Below are 17,871 nucleotides of genomic sequence, written 5' to 3' on the forward strand. Positions count from 1 at the left end.
CAACGCGCCGCTGGCTGCCACCGCACACATGGGCAAGCTCAAGGGCCAGGCCCGGGATGATGCCGCGGCAACGGGCGCGCGCACCGTGCCACCGCGTGAACATGGTGGTAACTGCGATATCAAGGACTTGTCCCGGGGCTCGAAGATTTTCTTCCCGGTCTACGTCAAAGGCGCCGGGTTGTCGGTGGGGGATCTGCACTTCAGTCAGGGGGACGGCGAGATCACCTTTTGCGGCGCTATCGAGATGGCCGGCTGGGTTCATATGAAAGTCGAGCTGATCAAGGGCGGCATGGCCAAGTACGGGATCAAGAACCCGGTGTTCAAACCCAGCCCGATCATCCCGACCTACCAGAACTACCTGATCTTCGAAGGTATCTCGGTGGATGAAGCCGGCAAACAGCACTACCTGGACGTGAATATCGCCTATCGCCAGGCCTGCCTGAATGCGATCAACTACTTGACCAAGTTTGGTTATTCCCCCGCCCAAGGCTATGCCCTGTTGGGTTCTGCGCCGGTGCAAGGGCATATCAGCGGCGTGGTCGATATCCCCAACGCCTGCGCGACCCTCTGGTTACCCACCGAAATCTTCGAGTTCGACATCAACCCCAACGCCAACGGTCCCATCAAACACCTCGACGGCAGTATCGATCTGCCGATTGCCCCGGACCTGTGAGACACGCCCGAGCTCGATCAATATCTGGAGAGCGCCATGCCGACCTATGAGTACGAATGTCAAACCTGTGGTTCTTTCACAATGTTGCGGCCCATGGCCCAACGGCACGAGTCGTGCCAGTGCCCGTCTTGCGCGGGCCCGGGAGGGCGGTTGCTGTTGTCTGCGCCGGCACTGACGACGTTGTCGAGCAGTCAACGCCAGGCCATGGCGACCAACGAGCGAAGTGCCCACGCGCCGCAGACGCTTGGCGAGTACCAGCAGAACCGTCGTCATCCCAGTGGGTGCAGTTGTTGCGCACCGAGCAAACCGCTGGCCCCGACCAAAGAAAATCCACAGGGGCTCAAGCGTAAAACCGGCTCCAGACCTTGGATGATCAGTCATTAACAGAGGTAAATCTCATGCGTCATGGTGATATTTCCAGCTGCCCGGATACCGTGGGTGTCGCTGTCGTCAATTACAAAATGCCGCGGCTGCATACAAAAGCCGAGGTCATTGAAAACGCCCGCAAGATTGCCGACATCATCACGGGGATGAAAAGCGGTCTCCCCGGCATGGACCTGGTGGTGTTTCCTGAATACAGCACCATGGGCATCATGTACGACCACGATGAGATGATGGCGACTGCCGCCAGTATTCCAGGCGAAGAAACTGCGATCTTTTCCGCCGCGTGCCGTGCGGCTGACACGTGGGGGGTGTTTTCACTGACCGGTGAGCGGCATGAGGAACATCCCCACAAAGCCCCGTACAACACGTTGGTGTTGATCAATAACCAGGGCGAAATCGTCCAGAAGTACCGCAAGTGCATTCCCTGGTGCCCCATAGAAGGTTGGTATCCGGGTGATCGGACCTATGTCTGCGAGGGTCCCAAGGGCCTGCAAATCAGCTTGATCATTTGTGATGACGGCAACTACCCGGAGATCTGGCGCGACTGTGCAATGAAAGGGGCGGAGTTGATCGTCCGTTGCCAGGGCTATATGTACCCGGCCAAAGAGCAGCAGGTGATGATGTCCAAAAGCATGGCCTGGGCCAATAATTGCTATGTGGCAGTGGCCAATGCGGCCGGCTTCGATGGGGTTTATTCCTACTTTGGTCACTCGGCGATTATTGGCTTCGACGGTCGCACCCTGGGCGAATGCGGTGAAGAGGAAATGGGTATTCAGTACGCACAATTATCCGTTTCGCAAATCCGCGATGCGCGAGCGAACGACCAATCACAGAATCATTTGTTCAAGCTGCTGCATCGCGGTTACACCGGGGTCTATCACTCCGGGGACGGCGACAAGGGAGTGGCTGACTGCCCGTTCGACTTTTACCGCACCTGGGTACTGGATGCGCAGAAAGCCCGGGAAAACGTCGAAAAACTGACCCGTAGCACCGTCGGCGTGGCTCATTGCCCGGTGGGAGAGCTTCCCCACGACGGTAAAGAAAAACACGCAGGCTAAACCATGCCTTTGGTGAATGATCGCATCGACCCAAACCACCCCCAGCTTAGCCTGACCAGCGCATCACCGGCAGCAGAGTTGTTGACCTCACGCTTCGCCTTCGATCCCGCCCAAGTCATGGCGTTGTTGCGCAGTCGAATTGTCGGCCAAGAACACGCCATGAGCGCGGTCGAGGCGTTGCTAAACGTGGTTAAGGTCGATATTGGTGAACGTGAGAGACCGTTGACGGTGAACCTGTTCATGGGGCCGACCGGTGTCGGCAAGACCGAAATAGTACGTCTGCTGGCACTGGCCATACACGGTCGCGCCGATGCTTTTTGTCGCATCGACATGCACACCTTGGCCCAGGAGCATTACTCGGCGGCGCTCACCGGAGCGCCACCTGGTTATGTGGGGAGTAAAGAGGGCGTCAGTCTGTTCAATAGCGAATTGATTCAAGGCACCTACAGTCGCCCAGGCATCGTGCTGTTCGATGAGCTGGAAAAAGCCAGCAAGGAAGTGGTGCGCAGTTTGCTGGGCATTCTTGAGAACGGCCAACTGACCTTGGCGGGCGGTAGCCGAACACTGGATTTTCGCAATAGCCTGATCTTCATGACCAGCAACATTGGAGCCCGGCAAGCGACCACCTACAGGGAACGTTTTTCACGCGGTTGGCGGCGCTGGCTCGGTATCGCCCCACAAGGTGAGCAGGCTATGTTGGAGCTGGCGTTGCACGCGTGGTTCGAACCGGAGTTTCTAAATCGTATTGATCGCATCCTGGTTTTCCAACGCATCGAAACCCAATGGCTGGAAGCGTTGTTGCAGATCGAACTGAACAAACTCAACCAACGTCTCGGTCAGCATCGCCGTACGCTGGTCCTGGACGCTGCGGCAAGCGACTGGCTGTGCCAAAAGCATGACCCACGCTTCGGTGCTAGGGCCCTGACAAGGCGAGTGCGGGTTGAGCTGGAGCCTGCCATCGCTGAGTGTTTGCTGGCTTATCCGCAGGCAATGCAGATGGTTGCGACGGTCGAATCAAACAGGCTCAGGGTTGTTCCATTGTCGTAGGAGACGACACCGAATTGAGGTCCGCCGTGATACCCCGCTTACCGGCGATCCTGACCAGCATTCAGTGTCCCGTTGCCGAGTTCAGCAGTCGAGGATTCAGCCGGTGCAAACTTTTGGCGGCCGGGCAGTTGCCCGAGTCGGGAATAGGTCTGTGATTCGACATCGGCCACGGGGTTGCCCAGGCTGACAGTTGCCGATGGTCGAGCCGGGAGGGCCTCAGCACTCTCTATCACTGTTGCAGGCGATGCCGCGACGGCAGAGCGAGTCTGGATGGGAATGGCAGAGCTGGCGTGGTTGTTCAGGTCCTTGGCACGGGCGTATGCCGAAGCAACTGGCATGGCTGGAAAGGTCATGATCCTGATATTCAGTTGCCCCATGTGCCGCGCTCTGAATCAACGCCGACGGTCTGCCCGCCTGCCTACCATTTTGCAGAAAACCAGTATCGTGCGAGCTTCACCTGGGTTCTAAGGCCTACCTGACCTTTTACGCATAAATCCTCCAGTTCCTCGACTGACCTCAAAGGATCCTTCTTTGCGCTGGGTTTCAGGCCATCTTGATAGGTTGGGCCAAACTCAGGACTGGCCTGCGAAAGGAGTCGGATTGCTTTCGCGTAGTCGTCTTCGAGATCTTCGGGCAAGGTGCCGCACGCTGCTTTTGTATGCTGATAGACCTGCCCCCACATGAAACCCGATTTGTCGGGGGTGTTGAGGTCCGAATAGGAGTGGGCTGCTGCAGAGGTACAGTAAAAAGTCAGTGACATTGCAGCCATTAAAAGTTGTTTGTGCATCGTTTGTTGATCCCTTCCGTGGTTGTAAAAAAACGACTTATACATTGCGCATCTTCTTCAAGTCCACGTTTTGCGCGCCCGGCATGGAGCGTAAGCGCACCAACTAGGCTGGGGGTGGCTACGTTGGTGACTTGGAAGGGGTGACTCGCTTTTAGCGAAAGCGTCTATGCAGCTCTTCGCAAAGAAGTAATAAGGACATTACGTGCTACGGAAAGTGATTCTGCTGATTCTGGTCGCCAGCTTAGGCGGCTGCATGGCCACCGCGATGCGGATGGATTACGACAAGCATCGGTGCCCCTATATTGGCCTGCGTTTTGACTGGTGGCTGGTGGGCACGTCCAAAGGAAAGCTGATCCCTTTCTTGCTTATCGACGCACCGTTCTCACTGGTGGTCGATACCGTATTCTTCCCCTTCGAATATCAGTACAGCTGTAACCTATAAGTGACAGGGATTCTTACGTGTCGGGGGATTTGTGGTTACTGTTGGCGTTGGTTCGCGGCAAGGTCGGTCCGCGAGCCAGGATTCAGACAGAGCGCTTTTCTAAAGTAGAGGGATTCTCATGAAAGCCGTAGTTTACGAAGCCTTTTCCCAACCCCCACGTTTGATGACAGTCGAAGACCCGACCCCCGAGCGCCACGGTGTGGTTGTTCAAGTCCTGGGTACGGGCGTATGCCGAAGCGACTGGCATGGCTGGAAAGGTCATGACCCTGACATTCAACTCCCCCATGTACCCGGTCACGAATTGGCGGGAGTCGTGGCGGAGGTGGGGCGGGATGTCACCCGATGGAAGGTGGGCGATCGTATCACCGTGCCTTTTGTCGGCGGCTGCGGCGCGTGTCCGGAATGCAATAGCGGCAACCAGCAGGTGTGCCACAGCCAGTTTCAGCCGGGTTTCACCCATTGGGGCTCTTTCGCCGAGTATGTGGGGATTCACAAGGCGGATTTGAACCTGGTTGCGTTGCCGGAAAACATGGACTTCGCCACGGCGGCGAGCCTTGGTTGTCGGTTCGTCACTTCGTTCCGTGCGGTTGTCGATCAAGGCAAGGTCACGGCGGGCCAGTGGGTGGCGGTTCATGGCTGTGGTGGCGTGGGGCTGTCCGCCGTGATGATCGCCCACGCTATCGGAGCGAACGTCATCGCCATCGACATCTGCGACGATAAGCTCAAGCTTGCCCAGTCGCTCGGTGCCGTCGCGACAATCAACGCAAGCCGGGTGGCGGATGTCACCGAGGCGGTACTCGAGATTACGAAGGGCGGCGCTCACGTTTCGCTGGATGCCCTGGGCCATCCTACGACCTGCTTCAACTCCATCAATAATCTGAGACGGCGTGGAAGGCATGTCCAGGTCGGTTTGATGCTGGCGGACCACAGCACGCCCTCGATCCCAATGAGTAAGGTCATTGCCTACGAGCTGGAGATTTGCGGCAGCCATGGCATGCAGGCTCACCGTTACGGCGCGATGATGGAGATGATCACGTCCGGCAAGCTGGCGCCTGAAAAACTGGTGGGTAAGACCATCAGCCTTGAGCAATCGATTGATGCGCTCATGAACATGGACCGGTTTGACACTGCAGGCGTTACGGTTGTGACGCAGTTCTAAACGCTTGCCGCTGGCTGGCCGAGGGATTCCCGATACTGTGCTTCGTCGACTTCGGTCAGGGTTGCATAACCGTCGTAGTGATAGAGGCGATGTTGGTCACGGGCGTAGCGGTTATTCAGGAACTCGAGGGTGGCCAGGTCGATCCGCTTGGCGCTCAGCGGGCGTCGATGACAGAACAACTTGCGCGTGCCCAGTTGCAGGAAGTCGGGGTGGGGCACGCGCACTTCATCAGGAACGAACGCCACGTCCAGCGGCTTGCCTTCCGAGAGGATCAGCGTAGGGCTGACAGCATAGGTGCCGAGCATGCGGGTATCCGAGGGAGGTAGCTTTTTTTTCGCCTCACCGTAGTAATACACCGTGTCCTGATCCTTGGCCCAGCCATGGCCGCAGGATTCGAACGTAGCCGCTTGGGCCCTACGAATCGGCTCCGGGGGATGGTAAAAAATCCGGTGGCAGAACACCGTCTTGCCGTCAGTCAGGTAGGGTGAGCCCAGTGAGCGAAAATGTTCCGCCGATTCCGGGGAAAAACGTTCGGGTACTTCCGTGTCGGCGTTATGGAATGGGATCAGATACAAACCGTTGGCATCACCGCACAGATGCGTGTCCAGCAATTTGAAACTCGCAGCGTCCAGCCCGTTGATCACGCGTCCATGGAAATACACCTGGTCGCCCAGCTCAAAACCGAGACCGATGGCCTGTAACGGCAGCGTTTCCGTGTATGTTTGCGCGGCTTCAGGTGGTGCCTGCAAGCGGTGCCACCAATAACCCTCCAACTGCGGATGGGCTTCGAAGTAAGGCGCCCACGCCGCTTGCATGGCCGCATCGATGATGCCGCCAGAGCCCAGCGGGCCGTGCTTGTCACCTGCCAGCACGGGTGAGTAATCCTGGTCACTACGACAGGGCTGGGACACGACGAAGCTCTCCACGTCGACATCGAGGCGTTTCCGGCCTTGGTAGACGTGTAGGTGATCCCGGTAGTAATCGAACCCCAAGTGACGAAAACTCGGGCCATGGGCATCGCGCAGGCGGGTCCCGGCGGCGTAGATGTACTGGTCGTCCACGGCAAAATACTCATCCTCGTATTCGATGGCGCTGACCACGCGGCCGCCTTCATCGAACGCTGGCTGCCAGCACTGGAGCAGGTGGAAGTCGCCCACGTAGCGAATGGTTTTTCCGGTCAGGTAATAGGCGCGTTGCTTGTCCTTGGCGTAGCGTTCGTTAAGCACGGTGAAGGTCGCCAGGTCGGCATTGTCGATGCGGTAGAAGTATTCATAGGCAATGCTCGAGCCTTGCTGCGCTTGCACGATGATCGACTGCCCATCGGTGCCCCAGCGTTGGGCGAGCATCTGGAAGTCGTCCGGGTTGGCGACCGGCAGTGGCGTGCCGTCCTTCTGGTGCAGGGGCTGGAAGCCCCTATAGACGTGATCGTCGATCACTCGATAGGACGGGTGGTTGCAATACCGCACCTGCGCCGTGGCGCTGGCGATAATGTGCCCCTGCAAAAAGAGATGCACACCGTCGCAGAACAGCGCGGACGCTGAAGTCACCGAGGCCGGGGACGAGGCCAACAGGGCCAGCCTGTCGGGTCGCGCTTCGTGGATTTGGGTGATCGCGTACTCGCCGAACCAATAGGCGCCAGTTGCGTCACGCCAGTACTGGTGACCGAGGCTTTCCAGGCCTTTGTCGAACCGAAACGGCAGGGGCTGCAGCGCCTGGTAGCCGTGGCGCTCCCGGTAGGCCGGAAGCAGGTAGTAATCACGCAGGGCTTCACGCAACACCCACGGGTTGCGTCGATGCCGCCAAACCGGCTGACCGGCCAGCAAGGGCGAGGGCGGATAGTGCCCAGCGCTGGCACATTGTGCCAACTCGCTGGGTCGTGTGCCTTGAGGGTTGAGCATGATGTACACATCAGGCACTTGCCCATCGCCCAGCAGCACACCGTCCAAGAATGCGAAGCCTTGATGCCATTCAAGGTTCAGCGGTTCCCAGTCAGCCTTATCCGTCCCTGTGATTGTCATTTATTGCGATCTGCTCTCCAGGTAGGTGGAACACCAAGTCAAAGATCCCCGCCGCCACGCTCAAAAAATGAACTTGAACAGCGCAATCACTACGATCAGGCCAATCAGGAAAATGATACCTACGGTACCGCCAAGGAATTTCAACATAAGAACGCTCTCATCGGATGGGCTTAATCGTCTAGACCGCCACCGATAGCGCTCGTTTCGTCGAATATTCATGCGTGATGATCAATGGACCGCAAAGGACCTTGGCACTGGCACATGTTCGAATTTGGAAATGGTCTTGATCCAGTAGCGGCGGTAGTCCGTCTGGTCCGGTGCCAGCGGCTTGTGGCTGGACCATGGGTGTTTCTCCTTCAGGCTGGCGCGGTACGCTTCCCATTCTTTCTGCTCGGCCACTTCCCGGGCTTTGCTCCGGTCGTCGAACCAGCCCAGCACGTAAGCTTCGCCCTGGTCCGTGCCGTGCGCTATCAGCAAATAAATCTCTGTCATGACTGACCTACCGTTCTGTCCTGCGCCCCAGTGGCGGGGTCTTATCCTGGGTATCGGCCGTTATTGGCGGTTTTTGAGATTGATCGCAGAAAAACGCTGAGCCCAGAGGTGCGCCTGACGAAATTGATGAACCGTCGAGCGGTCGCTTGGGCTGGCGAGTGCTTCGACGGCGGTTTTACGCAAATCGCTGTCTTCATCCACGATCCAGACGCCCGGTTCCTGGCTGCGCAGGGCCATTTCACCGAAGCGGGTGGAGATGACGGGCAGGCCGAGGGCACGGTATTCGTAGTATTTGATCGGGTCCACCGATGCGGTCAGGCGATTGAGCTTGAACGGGATCAAACCCACCGAAAACCTTGCCATGGCCGCGATTGCACTGGCGTGGGAGCACTCGGGGAGCAACTCGATGTTGGCAGGCAATACGCACGGCGCGGCTGTGAAGACGGGGCCGATCAGCTGGATCCGGTTTCCGGGGTTGGCCTTTGCCAGTGCTATGACCAGGTCCCAGTCGAACCAACGACCCAGCGTGCCGACATAACCCAGCACCTGTTGTTTGGCACCGAGGTCCAGGCTCTGGACGGGCGCCAGTTCCTGCATGTCACAGGCATTGAGGGCCAGTTCAACCTGGTCGGTCATGCCCATGAGTTTGTCGCGAAGCGGGCTGGAGGACGCCAGGACGGTGCCCACCCGGCGAATGAGCTGCGCCTGGCGACGTTCCATGGAACCGCGTGACAGGCCCTGATAAAAGGCCGGGAAATCGTCCATCGCATCGTAGACGGCAGGGCTTTGCGGGATCAGCGCCAGCAGTTGCAAGGCCAGCTCGGAAGGTTTTCCCACGCAGATCATGCAGGGCTCTTGGGCGGAAAATGCCACGGCCTCTTTGAACAGGTTGCGCCACAGTCGCTTGAGCAGCATAGCCGAGCCTCGCAGGGGCTCGATGGGTAGGCTCTGGGGTTTGCAGACCCGCAACCAGGGTGGAACGTTGACGCTTTGCTGATCGGCAACAGGCGGCTTGCGCCTGAAGTCGGTCAGCGTCGGTAAGCGTGTCGGGTAGGGATCGAGCCAGAGGACCGGCGCCCCAGTCTGCTGGTGATACCAGTTGACGAAGTGATGGGGGCGCTGGCTGAAGCTGGCCCATGGCACCGGGGACAGGTAGATCATGCGCATGACTGGAAGTACTGCCTTAGAGCGTCGACGATGCGCGCTGCGGCCTTGCCGTCGCCATAGGGGGAAACCCCACGCGCCATGCCCTGGTAAGCCTGTGGGTCATCGAGCAGACGCTGTGCCTGCTCGATGATGGTGTCCCGGTTGGTGCCCACCAGCTTGACCACGCCGAGCTCGACGGCCTCCGGGCGTTCGGTTTCTTCCCGCAATACCAACACGGGTTTGCCCAGGGCCGGGGCTTCTTCCTGCACGCCCCCGGAGTCACTGATGATCAGGTAAGAGCGCTTCATTGCCGCGATAAACGGCGCGTAATCCAGCGGTGTGCAGAGGAGGATGTTCGGCGTCTGGCCGAGCAAGCGATGGGCGACATCCTTGACGTTTGGGTTGGGATGGACGGGGTAGAGAATCTGAATGCCTGGGTTGCGCTCGGCCAGGTCCTTGAGGGCCTGGCAGATATTCTGGAACGGTTCGCCGAAGTTTTCCCGTCGATGGCAGGTCACCAGCACCAGGCGTTTACTGGCGTCCAGTGGGATAGCCAAGGTTGAGTCCCGTGCCGCGGTCATCAGCAAGGCATCGATCACGGTATTGCCGGTCAGGGTGATATCGCTGGCGGCGACACCCTCGCGCAGCAAGTTGTCCACGGCATGCGGGGTGGGCGCGAAATGCCAGCGAGCCAGTTTGCCGGCGATCACCCGGTTGGCTTCCTCGGGGAACGGATTGCACAGGTCCCAGGTACGCAGGCCCGCCTCGACATGACCGAAGGGAATCCGCAGGTAGAAACACGCCAGTGCGGCGCACATGACCGTGGTCGTGTCGCCTTGAGCCAGTACGACGTCCGGTTTCTCGGCTTGCAGTACGCCGTCGAGTTCAAGCAGCAAGCGTGAGGTCAGTGCCGTCAATGACTGGTTGGGGCGCATGAGGTCCAGGTCCAGGTCGACGGTGATTGCAAACCCCTCCAGCACCTGATCCAGTAGGCCTCGGTGCTGGGCGGTGGCGAGTACCCAGCAATCGATATTGTTTTCGGCCTGGAGTGCCTTGATCACGGGGGCCATCTTGATGGCTTCCGGACGCGTACCAACGATGCAAAGTACCTTGCGGGTCATGCCTTTTGATTTCCTATCGTGATGGCAAGTGAGCGTGCTATCCGGTCCGCGTTGGCCATGAGGGTCAGCGTGTGGGATTTCTCGGTAAGACTGGGCAGACAGGCACCGTCGACAATATGCACGCCGCCAAGACCCGCGACTTCGCCAAGGCCATCAGTCTGCCCGATCCTGGGCGTCGAGTGCATGGGCAGGGTGCCGGCATAATGGATATCCGCCCCCGGCCTGCCGACGGTGAAGCTCATGGGCATCAAGAGCGCGCCCATTTTCCAATAGATCCGGCGCAGCTTTGCCTCGGCTGCCTTCATGAGCCCGGGGAGCTCCGGATGCTCGTGGCCGTTGATGCTCAACGAACCGTCAGGGCGCAAGACCACCGTGTTGTGAGACAGGTGCCCGGGCAGGAAGAGATTCCCGACGACGCAGGCGCTGAGCAGGTTTTTCAGCAGTTCGATGCTGTAGCGTTTGCTCAGGGGGATCCGGCTGACAAACTCGGTCATGGGCAAACCTGTGGTGCTGAATGTCGAACCGAACGCCGTGGCACTGGGTGTCAGCGCCAGGGCAAACGATAACTGGCCCAGACCAAATGCCGGCGCCCTTGGGGTCCCGAGCATTTTCGGCAGCCACAGCAGGAAGGCTGCCGTCGGCGATGACAGCAGCGGTATCGGGGCCGAATGGTTCAGGCCCTTGAGGGCGAGCCGGGTCGAGGCCAGGGTGCCCGCCGCCAGCAACAGGCGTGTGCCGCGCCAGCGCCGGGCGGAGCGATGATCGATGATCGTCCATGAACCGTCCTGTTTCTGCAACTCGTCCACCAGGAAGTCCTGGACGTGCTGGAATCCCGGGTACTGCTTGAGTTTTCGCAGCTCTTGCGATGCGCTGTACAAGGCCTGGTTGTGACAGCCCCACAAGCAGTTTCCCGCCAGGTCGCAGGCCTTGCGTTCGTCCAGGGGCTGGCTCAAGACGGCGACCCGGGAGCGGCCAAGGCGAAACCCCAGGTCGGGAAACGCCCCACGACGCCGAGCGTAGTGATCGAGCAGGCGTTGATGCAGGGCGTCCAGTGGCAGCGGCGGTTGCGACCACTCATCGAGGCCGAAATAGCTTGAAAGATCGTCGTCGATCCGGCCGCTGATGCCGATCCGGCGGGCGACCGTTTCGTAGGACGCCTGCATCTCGGAATAGTCGATGGGCAACCCGGCAAAGTCGCTGGCACCCAGCGTTGCCACGCCGCAACCCCAGGCATTGGACAGGCCTCCGGTTGCCAGTGAACCAATGCCGATAAAATTGTCGGTCTCGATGCGATTGCCGGCGCTGAACCCTTCGAAGACATGGGCATGGGTCGGTGTCTTCAGTTTGGGCGATACCGCGTCCGGTTGGTTCAAGGCGTGGAAGTTTTCGCCGATCATCCATTTCCACTGCTGCGCGTCGTTGCTCCTGGCGTTGAGGAATGGGCGGGTTGGCGGCTCCGATGAGCCGCTACTGGCCTGGGCATCGACCATGAGGACTTTCAGGCCCGCCTTGACCAGTGGATAGGCCGCCGAAGTCCCGGCCGGGCCACTGCCGACAATGATCACATCGAATTCAGGTTTCACGGTGGGCTTCACTTCCAAGCAACAGCTGGCGGGCAAAGGAGCGGCACGCCAGCGCCGCTAGCTGCCACGCCAACGCTTTGACCGCGGAGAGTCCCAACGCAACCAGCGTGGCGACAGGGCTGCGCGACTGCTGGACGCCGAGAAACACCTGGGCGCCCTGGGGACTGGCTTCGGCTATAGCGAGTGCAACCTGCAGGCGCCAGGCCAGTTCCTGGCCGTCGGGCTTGCGCAGGACGCCGGGGTTGTCCAGGAGCGTCAGGAGTATCGGCCAGCCCATCATCAAGGGCGAATGAATGACGGCGCGGGTTTTTCCCGCACGCTCCACTGCCCGGGCATAGCGACTGACCAGGCTGCTGTGCGGCGGGCGTTTGAGCAGGTAGTGCAAGAGCACCGTGGCTTCCTGGAGAAGGCCTCGACGTTGCCCATGGCCGGAGCGATGCATGCCGTGGGCAAGGGGGCGCAGTTGGATGCCGAGTTTTTGCAGGGAACGCTCGCTGTCCATGGGCGGCAGGTGAATGAGGGAGAAAATCCGCTCCAGGCCCAGTTTCGTGCTCAAGGATCGTCCGAGTGACCGGCGCAGTAACCTGAGCAATGGCACTGGCAGGGGGATTGGCAGGCGAGTGGCACGGACCCGGTGCGTCGCGATCGACTTCAGGAAACGGCCAAAGGCAATCGGCCGCACGGCGCCCAGGTTGAGGACCTCGGCATGCAGGTCGTCGCGCTCGGCAACGGCCAGTATCGAGGCCGCGAGGTCGTCGACATGGATGGGTTGCACGCCAGGCGCGGGCATGAGGATCGGAATGAACGGGCTTCGACGAACCAGCCCTGACAACAAGCCGAAGAGGCCACGTTCGGGGCCGCCGTAGACTTGACCGGGACGGACTACGGTGCCTCCGGCGGCCAGCACGTGCTGTTCGATACGCCACTTGGTCCGGCCATAAATGCTCGGAGCCGTGGCCTCGGCGGTTTGACTGGAGATGAAGATGAACCTGGCCGAGCCTTGTTGGGCGCACTGGATCAGCGCTTGGGCCGCGTTGACTTCGTCGTCCGCGCCGGCGTCGGTACCCGTCGAGGTGTCGGCGGCCAAATGGATCAGCGCCTGAATGCCGGCCGGGCACGCGGGGGCCTGGCCCCGCAGGTCATAAGGCAGCCAGGCAGAGGAGGCCGGACCCGGCTGGCGCGTCGCGTAAATGACCTCATGTCCCCTTGCTGCCGCGAGGGCGGACACCCGTTGTCCGATGTAGCCTGTCGCGCCGGTGATCAATAGCTTCATCGTCATGCGCCTTCGGCGCGGTCAGGGGGAACCGGCGGATGCGTCGCGGAATGAAATACGAACAGTTTGCTGATCCAGTAAGTCAGGGCCACGCAGGCCACGTCGCAGACGAATTTCACCGGAGCAGGGTTGTCGACGATAGCCAGCCCCACGCTGAACAGCGCCGACGCGACCGGGATATTGATGGCGAGCAACGAGAAATAGCGCACCGCTTGAGCCTTGCTGCTGCCATGGCTCGACTGGAACGTGAAGTGCCGATGCAAAAAGAACGCGAACACACCGGCGACGCCTTTGCCGGCAATGTTGGCCAGCACGGGTTGTTCCTCGAATAGCGCGATCAACAGCAAAAAGGCGCCCATGTCCAACGCATAGGCCAGGAGTTGGATGGCGCCATACCGAATAAAGGTCAAGACGTCCTCCTGATGACCACGATGTGATGCAGCGCCAATACCCGCCGCAACGGGTGAAGCAGCTTTTCAACGACTTTGAGCACAGGGATCAACACATCAGGCAGTAACTGGCGAAAGTTCAAGCCGCCGGAAACCAGGTAACGCAGATAATTGCCGCAGATTTCCTGATGGACGATTTCCAGGCCTGGGTACTTGCCCTCGAACGCCTGCCTGTCGCGAACGAAGATGATGTAGCTGAGCGCCTGGTTGGCGCCGTTCATGGGGCCGGTCGAGGGTGTTTCCCAGGACGGGAAGTGCATGTCGAAGCCTTCGGACTTGAACAGGCGTTTATAGAGAAAAGCGGCAAAGGGGCCGTGGAAGGGCTCGATCAAAATGGCCCCGCCGCCCACCTTGAGCGTTCTTTCCAGTTCCGTGAAAAACCGATCGGGGTGAGGGAAATGGTGAAAACAGTTCTGGCCATAAAAGGCCCTGACCGAGTGATCGTCCAGGCTCATTGCCTCGGCATCGAGTGCCATGTCCAGTTGTTCGGTGGCGACAATGTCCGTGGCCAGTACTTCAGGGTATGAATGACGCATGGGCGCGATGCCCGCCCCCAACTCCACCTCAAGGCCTTCGACCTTGAAGTAACGGTCTGCCAGGCGATGAAATGCGTGGTGGAACTCCACGAAGACTTCCCGGAGCATTCGCTTGCGTTCAAGCACTTGGCCGTGAAGTTCGAGGCGTTCGCTGCCATCGACATCCAATGCCTTGAGCGACGGGTCCGATAAAAAATCTCTCAGCGCTTTAATGAGTTTTCTTCCCGCAATGACGTTGCTTTAACACGCCTGGATTGCCGTGGCCGGCTGGGCACCGAGGCGATGTCGTAACCGAGGAACGCCATGATCAGTTGCAACCCCATGAGCATGGGCAGTGCACTGAGCATCACCGTGCCGGCGGGTGTCGCGATGCCGTTCTGCGCCGATTCATACCAGTGATAACTGCCGAAGAAGGTGCCGAACAAGAACATGACAATCCCGATCGGCAGTTCGATCGAAGCCAGGGACATGTCGCGAAGATAATAGTTGTAGAGCACGCGCTTGGTGAAATTGCGCAGGTGTTTGAACAGGAATTCGCCAACGATCTTCGAGATCTTGAGGTGACTGACTTCGTCGCCGTATCGGGCCTCCATCGGAATATCCACCACCACGGCGCGCACGGTGTTCAGGCGGAACAGGATGTCGGTCTCGAAAAAGTAGCGCTGGCTGACCTTGTCCAGGGGTAACAGCCTGGCGACGTCACGGTGAATCGCCGTGTAGCCGTTGGTGGGGTCGAACAGATCCCAGTAACCGGTCGACAGTTTGGCCATCAACGACAGTACTGCGTTGCCGAACAGGCGCAGCCGCGGCATCGATTGGACTTCTTCCAGGTCGAAAAACCGATTGCCCTTGGTGTAGTCCGCTTCTCTGGCCAGGATCGGTTCGATGAACAGCGGGATCAGGGTCGGGTCCATCTGGCCGTCCCCGTCGACTTTGACGATGATACTCGCACCGTCGGCGAGGGCTGCTCGGTAGCCGGTCATGACCGCACCGCCCACGCCTTGGTTGACCTCATGGGGCAGCACCTTGACCCGGGGGTCGTTACAGGACGCCAGGACATGCCCGCCGGAACCGTCCGGGCAGGCATCGTCGATGACATAGATGCGCCAGACCTCCGGTCCTATGGCCTCGATGACCCCGACGATGTGCGCGGTGACCCGATAGCTGGGGATGACGACGGCGACGCGTTGTTCGTCCGTGAAAAGCGCTGTTTTTGAGTTCATCGATATCGCCCGCTATTGCCTGAATGAAAGTGACTTGAACTCCAGGGGTGTGTCGGTGTGCCCGGACGCATAAATGATCACGGACGTGGCATTTGCGGGGGCAACGACGCTCATCTCATGGGTCTCCCATTGTGTGGTGCAGTCAAACGTCTCGATGCTGGTGGTAATGAAGTCGCCTTGGTCGTCCATCCAATTGGCCTGGATTCTTCCGGCGGTGGTCGTCGTTGCGCAACGTGCGGACACGCTGTTGATGTACGTTAGCCCCGGCGTCACTTCGACCCGCTGTGTGGCCGGTGTCTTGACGTTGACGGTCAGGATCTTGCGCGACGCGTCATAGGTCGAGGGTGACGTCAGGCTCCAGCCCTCGAGGCTGGACAGCTGCGGGTCGAGCAGGTGTTCGTCGTGGGTGACATTGAGTTTGCGCAGCTCCAGGTTACCCAGTCTGGCATAGGACGTGGACACCGTGAGCAGCCGATCGAGTTGCACCGGGGGAAGGGACTTGAGGTCGATCACCAGCCAGTTCACCTGGCGCCGGCGCAAGCGCTGGGCAAGCTCCGAGGGCGAGGTCGCCGCGTCGAAATCGTTTTTCCACTTCAGGTTGTACCACGACGCGTAAAGGGCATCGCCATGCAAACCCGCCATCAAGGGCGATGCAAAGACCGCCACGGGCTGGTTGCCGCTATTCAAGGCGTTGACGGTGTCGACCATGTTTCGGATGGGCAGGCGTTCCAACAGGTAGGCGCCCCGACCGGCCTGGCTCAACAGTGCAGAGGGGTTGATGTCGCCATAGTAAGTCGCGGCCTGGATGAAACGGGTATTGGTCAGGACCAACACGGCCCCGGCGACGATGGCGAGTCTGCGGGGGAAGAACCTGGGGTCGGAAAAGGGCAGGGCCAGGATCACTGAGAACAGCGCGAAGGAGGGGAACACATAACGCAGGTAGGCGGTTGAGTGGAACGTCATGAACATCGCACCGGCGCCCACCAGGAGGATGCACAGGGCTTTTTTGTTGCCGCTCACCAGCACGGCGACGGCGGCCGTGGGCAGCAACAGCCATTGAAAGCCTGCCGCGCCGACGCGCCCCTCGATGAACTGAGGCGACTTGAAGACCATTCGATAGAGGGTGTCCCAGGTCATCCCTGTACCGAAAGCGGCTGGCGGTTCGAAATTGATGTTCGGCCACAGTGGCGAATGGAAAATGGCATTGAAAAACGGAAACACCGGATTACCGGTCAAGTACCCGGCAGAGACGTAAGGGGTGGCACCGGCCAGTATCAGCCCGGCACTGCCGAGCAGGAGCGTCTTGACGATGCCTGGGACAGCCCAGGCCTTGTACTGCACCAGCAGCATCACCAACAGCACCGGCAGGACGCTCAGGGTCACCGCCTTGGTCGCCATGGCGAAGCCCAGCAGGATGCCGGCCAGCAGCAGTTGCGACAGGCGCTCCGTGGGATCCGGCGTGAAGCGTGAGACCTTCAGGATCGCCAGTGTCCCGGCCATCATGAAGGCGGTCCACGCCGACTCGATATGCAGGCTGCTGCTTTCAGCGAAGGCGAGGGGCGTCGACACAAAGATCAGGCTTGCCCAACGGGCACTTGTGGCAGAGCCTCCGGCCCAGAGGGTCATGTTGCGGATCTGCCACGCCAGCAGCAGGGTGAATGCGCTGTTGCTCAGGCGCGCTGCCGTTTCACCGCCCAGCATATAGACGATGCTATAGATCCAGTCGGCCAGCATGGGCATGACCGCCCACACATAGGTGCTGGCATCGAACGACCATTGATGCCGCTGGGCCAGGTGTGAAGGGACGAAGAGGTGCATGGCCAATGCGTCGTGCCCGACCTCTGGCATGAAGGCGACCAACACGTAAAGACAGGCGAAGCTGCAGATCAGTACGTCGAGCGCCGTTTGGACCGGTGTTTGCGTTGATCGGCTGGCCTGGATGTGGCACAGCAGTTCACGGCCCATCGACGTGACGTGTCTGTGGCCCAAGGCCAGCGGCAACAACAGCAGCGCGCCATACAGCCCGGGGTAGTTGATCGGCCAGTAGGCCGCCAGGCCTGTCAGCGTACCGAACGCGCCTGCTCCCACCAGCAGGTGGACGCTCCAGTCGGCCGAGGCTGCTTGCCTGAGCACCCACCTGCCGAGCACGGTGGCAGACAGCGCGAACACCGCTACGACAAGCACCGGCCAAATCTGTGCGCAGGCGATGGCCAGGCACGCCAGCAAACCCAGGCAAAGCAGGATCGGTGGCTTGCGCGTGAAGACGGTGAGGGCGGCCAGGGCTGCCATCGACAGCAATATCGTCCGGGTGCCGCTGTTCATTGACGCCAGTTCAAGCGTAGAAAAACCGTACACGCCGACCACTGCACTCGCCAGTAAAACCAACAACACCACGGCGTACTTCAGGCTGAATCTGGGCAAAATATCGTCTCGGCTAAAGGGATAACGCTGTCCATTAAGGCAAACCAAGATCCGTGGCG

At 59.8% G+C, this 17,871-nt stretch carries 17 protein-coding genes and 1 pseudogene; 7 read left to right on the plus strand and 11 right to left on the minus strand.

Annotated elements, in window-relative coordinates:
• From J4E53_RS18720 to J4E53_RS31140, 5 genes and pseudogenes are all read left to right on the plus strand, one after another.
• On the plus strand, positions 1–673 hold a 673-nt coding region (locus J4E53_RS18720), incomplete at its 5' end, for an acetamidase/formamidase family protein (protein ID WP_207268168.1).
• A 36-nt stretch (positions 674–709) separates the two neighbouring features.
• Complete coding sequence (locus J4E53_RS18725) at positions 710–1,057, plus strand: zinc ribbon domain-containing protein (protein ID WP_082534334.1); 348 nt, start codon at positions 710–712, stop codon at positions 1,055–1,057.
• A 14-nt stretch (positions 1,058–1,071) separates the two neighbouring features.
• Positions 1,072–2,115 (plus strand): aliphatic amidase, encoded by a 1,044-nt coding sequence (locus J4E53_RS18730; RefSeq protein WP_103308396.1) that lies wholly within the window; start codon positions 1,072–1,074, stop codon positions 2,113–2,115.
• A 3-nt stretch (positions 2,116–2,118) separates the two neighbouring features.
• A complete protein-coding gene (locus J4E53_RS18735; protein ID WP_103308395.1) occupies positions 2,119–3,162 on the plus strand; it encodes an AAA family ATPase in 1,044 nt (347 codons plus the stop codon).
• A 281-nt stretch (positions 3,163–3,443) separates the two neighbouring features.
• A pseudogene (locus tag J4E53_RS31140) lies at positions 3,444–3,554 on the plus strand (alcohol dehydrogenase); the annotation flags it as partial.
• A gap of 26 nt (positions 3,555–3,580) precedes the next feature.
• On the opposite strand, the gene J4E53_RS18745 reads toward J4E53_RS31140, so the two are convergent.
• Entirely contained in the window at positions 3,581–3,994 is a 414-nt protein-coding gene (locus tag J4E53_RS18745) for a hypothetical protein (protein ID WP_146042607.1), read from the minus strand.
• A 157-nt stretch (positions 3,995–4,151) separates the two neighbouring features.
• On the opposite strand from J4E53_RS18745, the gene J4E53_RS18750 reads away from it, so the two are divergent.
• Positions 4,152–4,391, plus strand: coding sequence for a YceK/YidQ family lipoprotein (locus J4E53_RS18750; RefSeq protein WP_103308392.1), 240 nt, complete (start codon positions 4,152–4,154; stop codon positions 4,389–4,391).
• 118 nt (positions 4,392–4,509) lie between these two features.
• Positions 4,510–5,550, plus strand: coding sequence for a zinc-dependent alcohol dehydrogenase family protein (locus J4E53_RS18755; protein WP_103308391.1), 1,041 nt, complete (start codon positions 4,510–4,512; stop codon positions 5,548–5,550).
• Here the strand turns inward: J4E53_RS18755 and J4E53_RS18760 are convergent.
• The 10 genes from J4E53_RS18760 to J4E53_RS18805 form a co-directional block, all read right to left on the minus strand.
• On the minus strand, positions 5,547–7,568 hold the full coding sequence (locus tag J4E53_RS18760) for a DKNYY domain-containing protein (RefSeq protein WP_103308390.1): 2,022 nt from the start codon (positions 7,566–7,568) through the stop codon (positions 5,547–5,549). The two genes, J4E53_RS18755 and J4E53_RS18760, sit on opposite strands and share 4 nt — an antisense overlap.
• A gap of 228 nt (positions 7,569–7,796) precedes the next feature.
• Positions 7,797–8,060: a hypothetical protein gene (locus J4E53_RS18765; protein WP_003203536.1), complete on the minus strand. Its 264-nt coding sequence runs from the start codon at positions 8,058–8,060 to the stop codon at positions 7,797–7,799.
• Between the two features lie 60 nt (positions 8,061–8,120).
• Positions 8,121–9,227: a glycosyl transferase gene (locus J4E53_RS18770; RefSeq protein ID WP_103308389.1), complete on the minus strand. Its 1,107-nt coding sequence runs from the start codon at positions 9,225–9,227 to the stop codon at positions 8,121–8,123.
• Positions 9,218–10,327, minus strand: a complete 1,110-nt coding sequence (gene wecB / locus J4E53_RS18775) for a non-hydrolyzing UDP-N-acetylglucosamine 2-epimerase (protein ID WP_103308388.1) — start codon at positions 10,325–10,327, stop codon at positions 9,218–9,220. The genes J4E53_RS18770 and wecB overlap by 10 nt, the downstream gene beginning before the upstream one ends.
• Positions 10,324–11,910 carry an FAD-dependent oxidoreductase gene (locus tag J4E53_RS18780; protein ID WP_103308387.1) on the minus strand — a complete coding sequence of 529 codons (1,587 nt, stop codon included), beginning with the start codon at positions 11,908–11,910 and terminating at the stop codon, positions 10,324–10,326. Before J4E53_RS18780 ends, wecB begins: the two co-directional genes overlap by 4 nt.
• Positions 11,900–13,183 (minus strand): NAD(P)-dependent oxidoreductase, encoded by a 1,284-nt coding sequence (locus J4E53_RS18785; protein ID WP_103308386.1) that lies wholly within the window; start codon positions 13,181–13,183, stop codon positions 11,900–11,902. The genes J4E53_RS18780 and J4E53_RS18785 overlap by 11 nt, the downstream gene beginning before the upstream one ends.
• Before the next feature lie 2 nt (positions 13,184–13,185).
• Positions 13,186–13,593 (minus strand): GtrA family protein, encoded by a 408-nt coding sequence (locus J4E53_RS18790; RefSeq protein ID WP_103308385.1) that lies wholly within the window; start codon positions 13,591–13,593, stop codon positions 13,186–13,188.
• Positions 13,590–14,276, minus strand: a complete 687-nt coding sequence (locus J4E53_RS18795) for a class I SAM-dependent methyltransferase (protein ID WP_256587148.1) — start codon at positions 14,274–14,276, stop codon at positions 13,590–13,592. Before J4E53_RS18795 ends, J4E53_RS18790 begins: the two co-directional genes overlap by 4 nt.
• 92 nt (positions 14,277–14,368) lie before the next feature.
• A complete protein-coding gene (locus J4E53_RS18800; protein WP_103308383.1) occupies positions 14,369–15,391 on the minus strand; it encodes a glycosyltransferase family 2 protein in 1,023 nt (340 codons plus the stop codon).
• Between the two features lie 12 nt (positions 15,392–15,403).
• On the minus strand, positions 15,404–17,812 hold the full coding sequence (locus J4E53_RS18805) for a phospholipid carrier-dependent glycosyltransferase (RefSeq protein ID WP_256587147.1): 2,409 nt from the start codon (positions 17,810–17,812) through the stop codon (positions 15,404–15,406).
• Between the last annotated feature and the right edge of the window lie 59 nt (positions 17,813–17,871).

This window comes from Pseudomonas sp. FW305-28, assembly GCF_017351395.1.
GTDB lineage: Bacteria > Pseudomonadota > Gammaproteobacteria > Pseudomonadales > Pseudomonadaceae > Aquipseudomonas > Aquipseudomonas fluorescens_AA.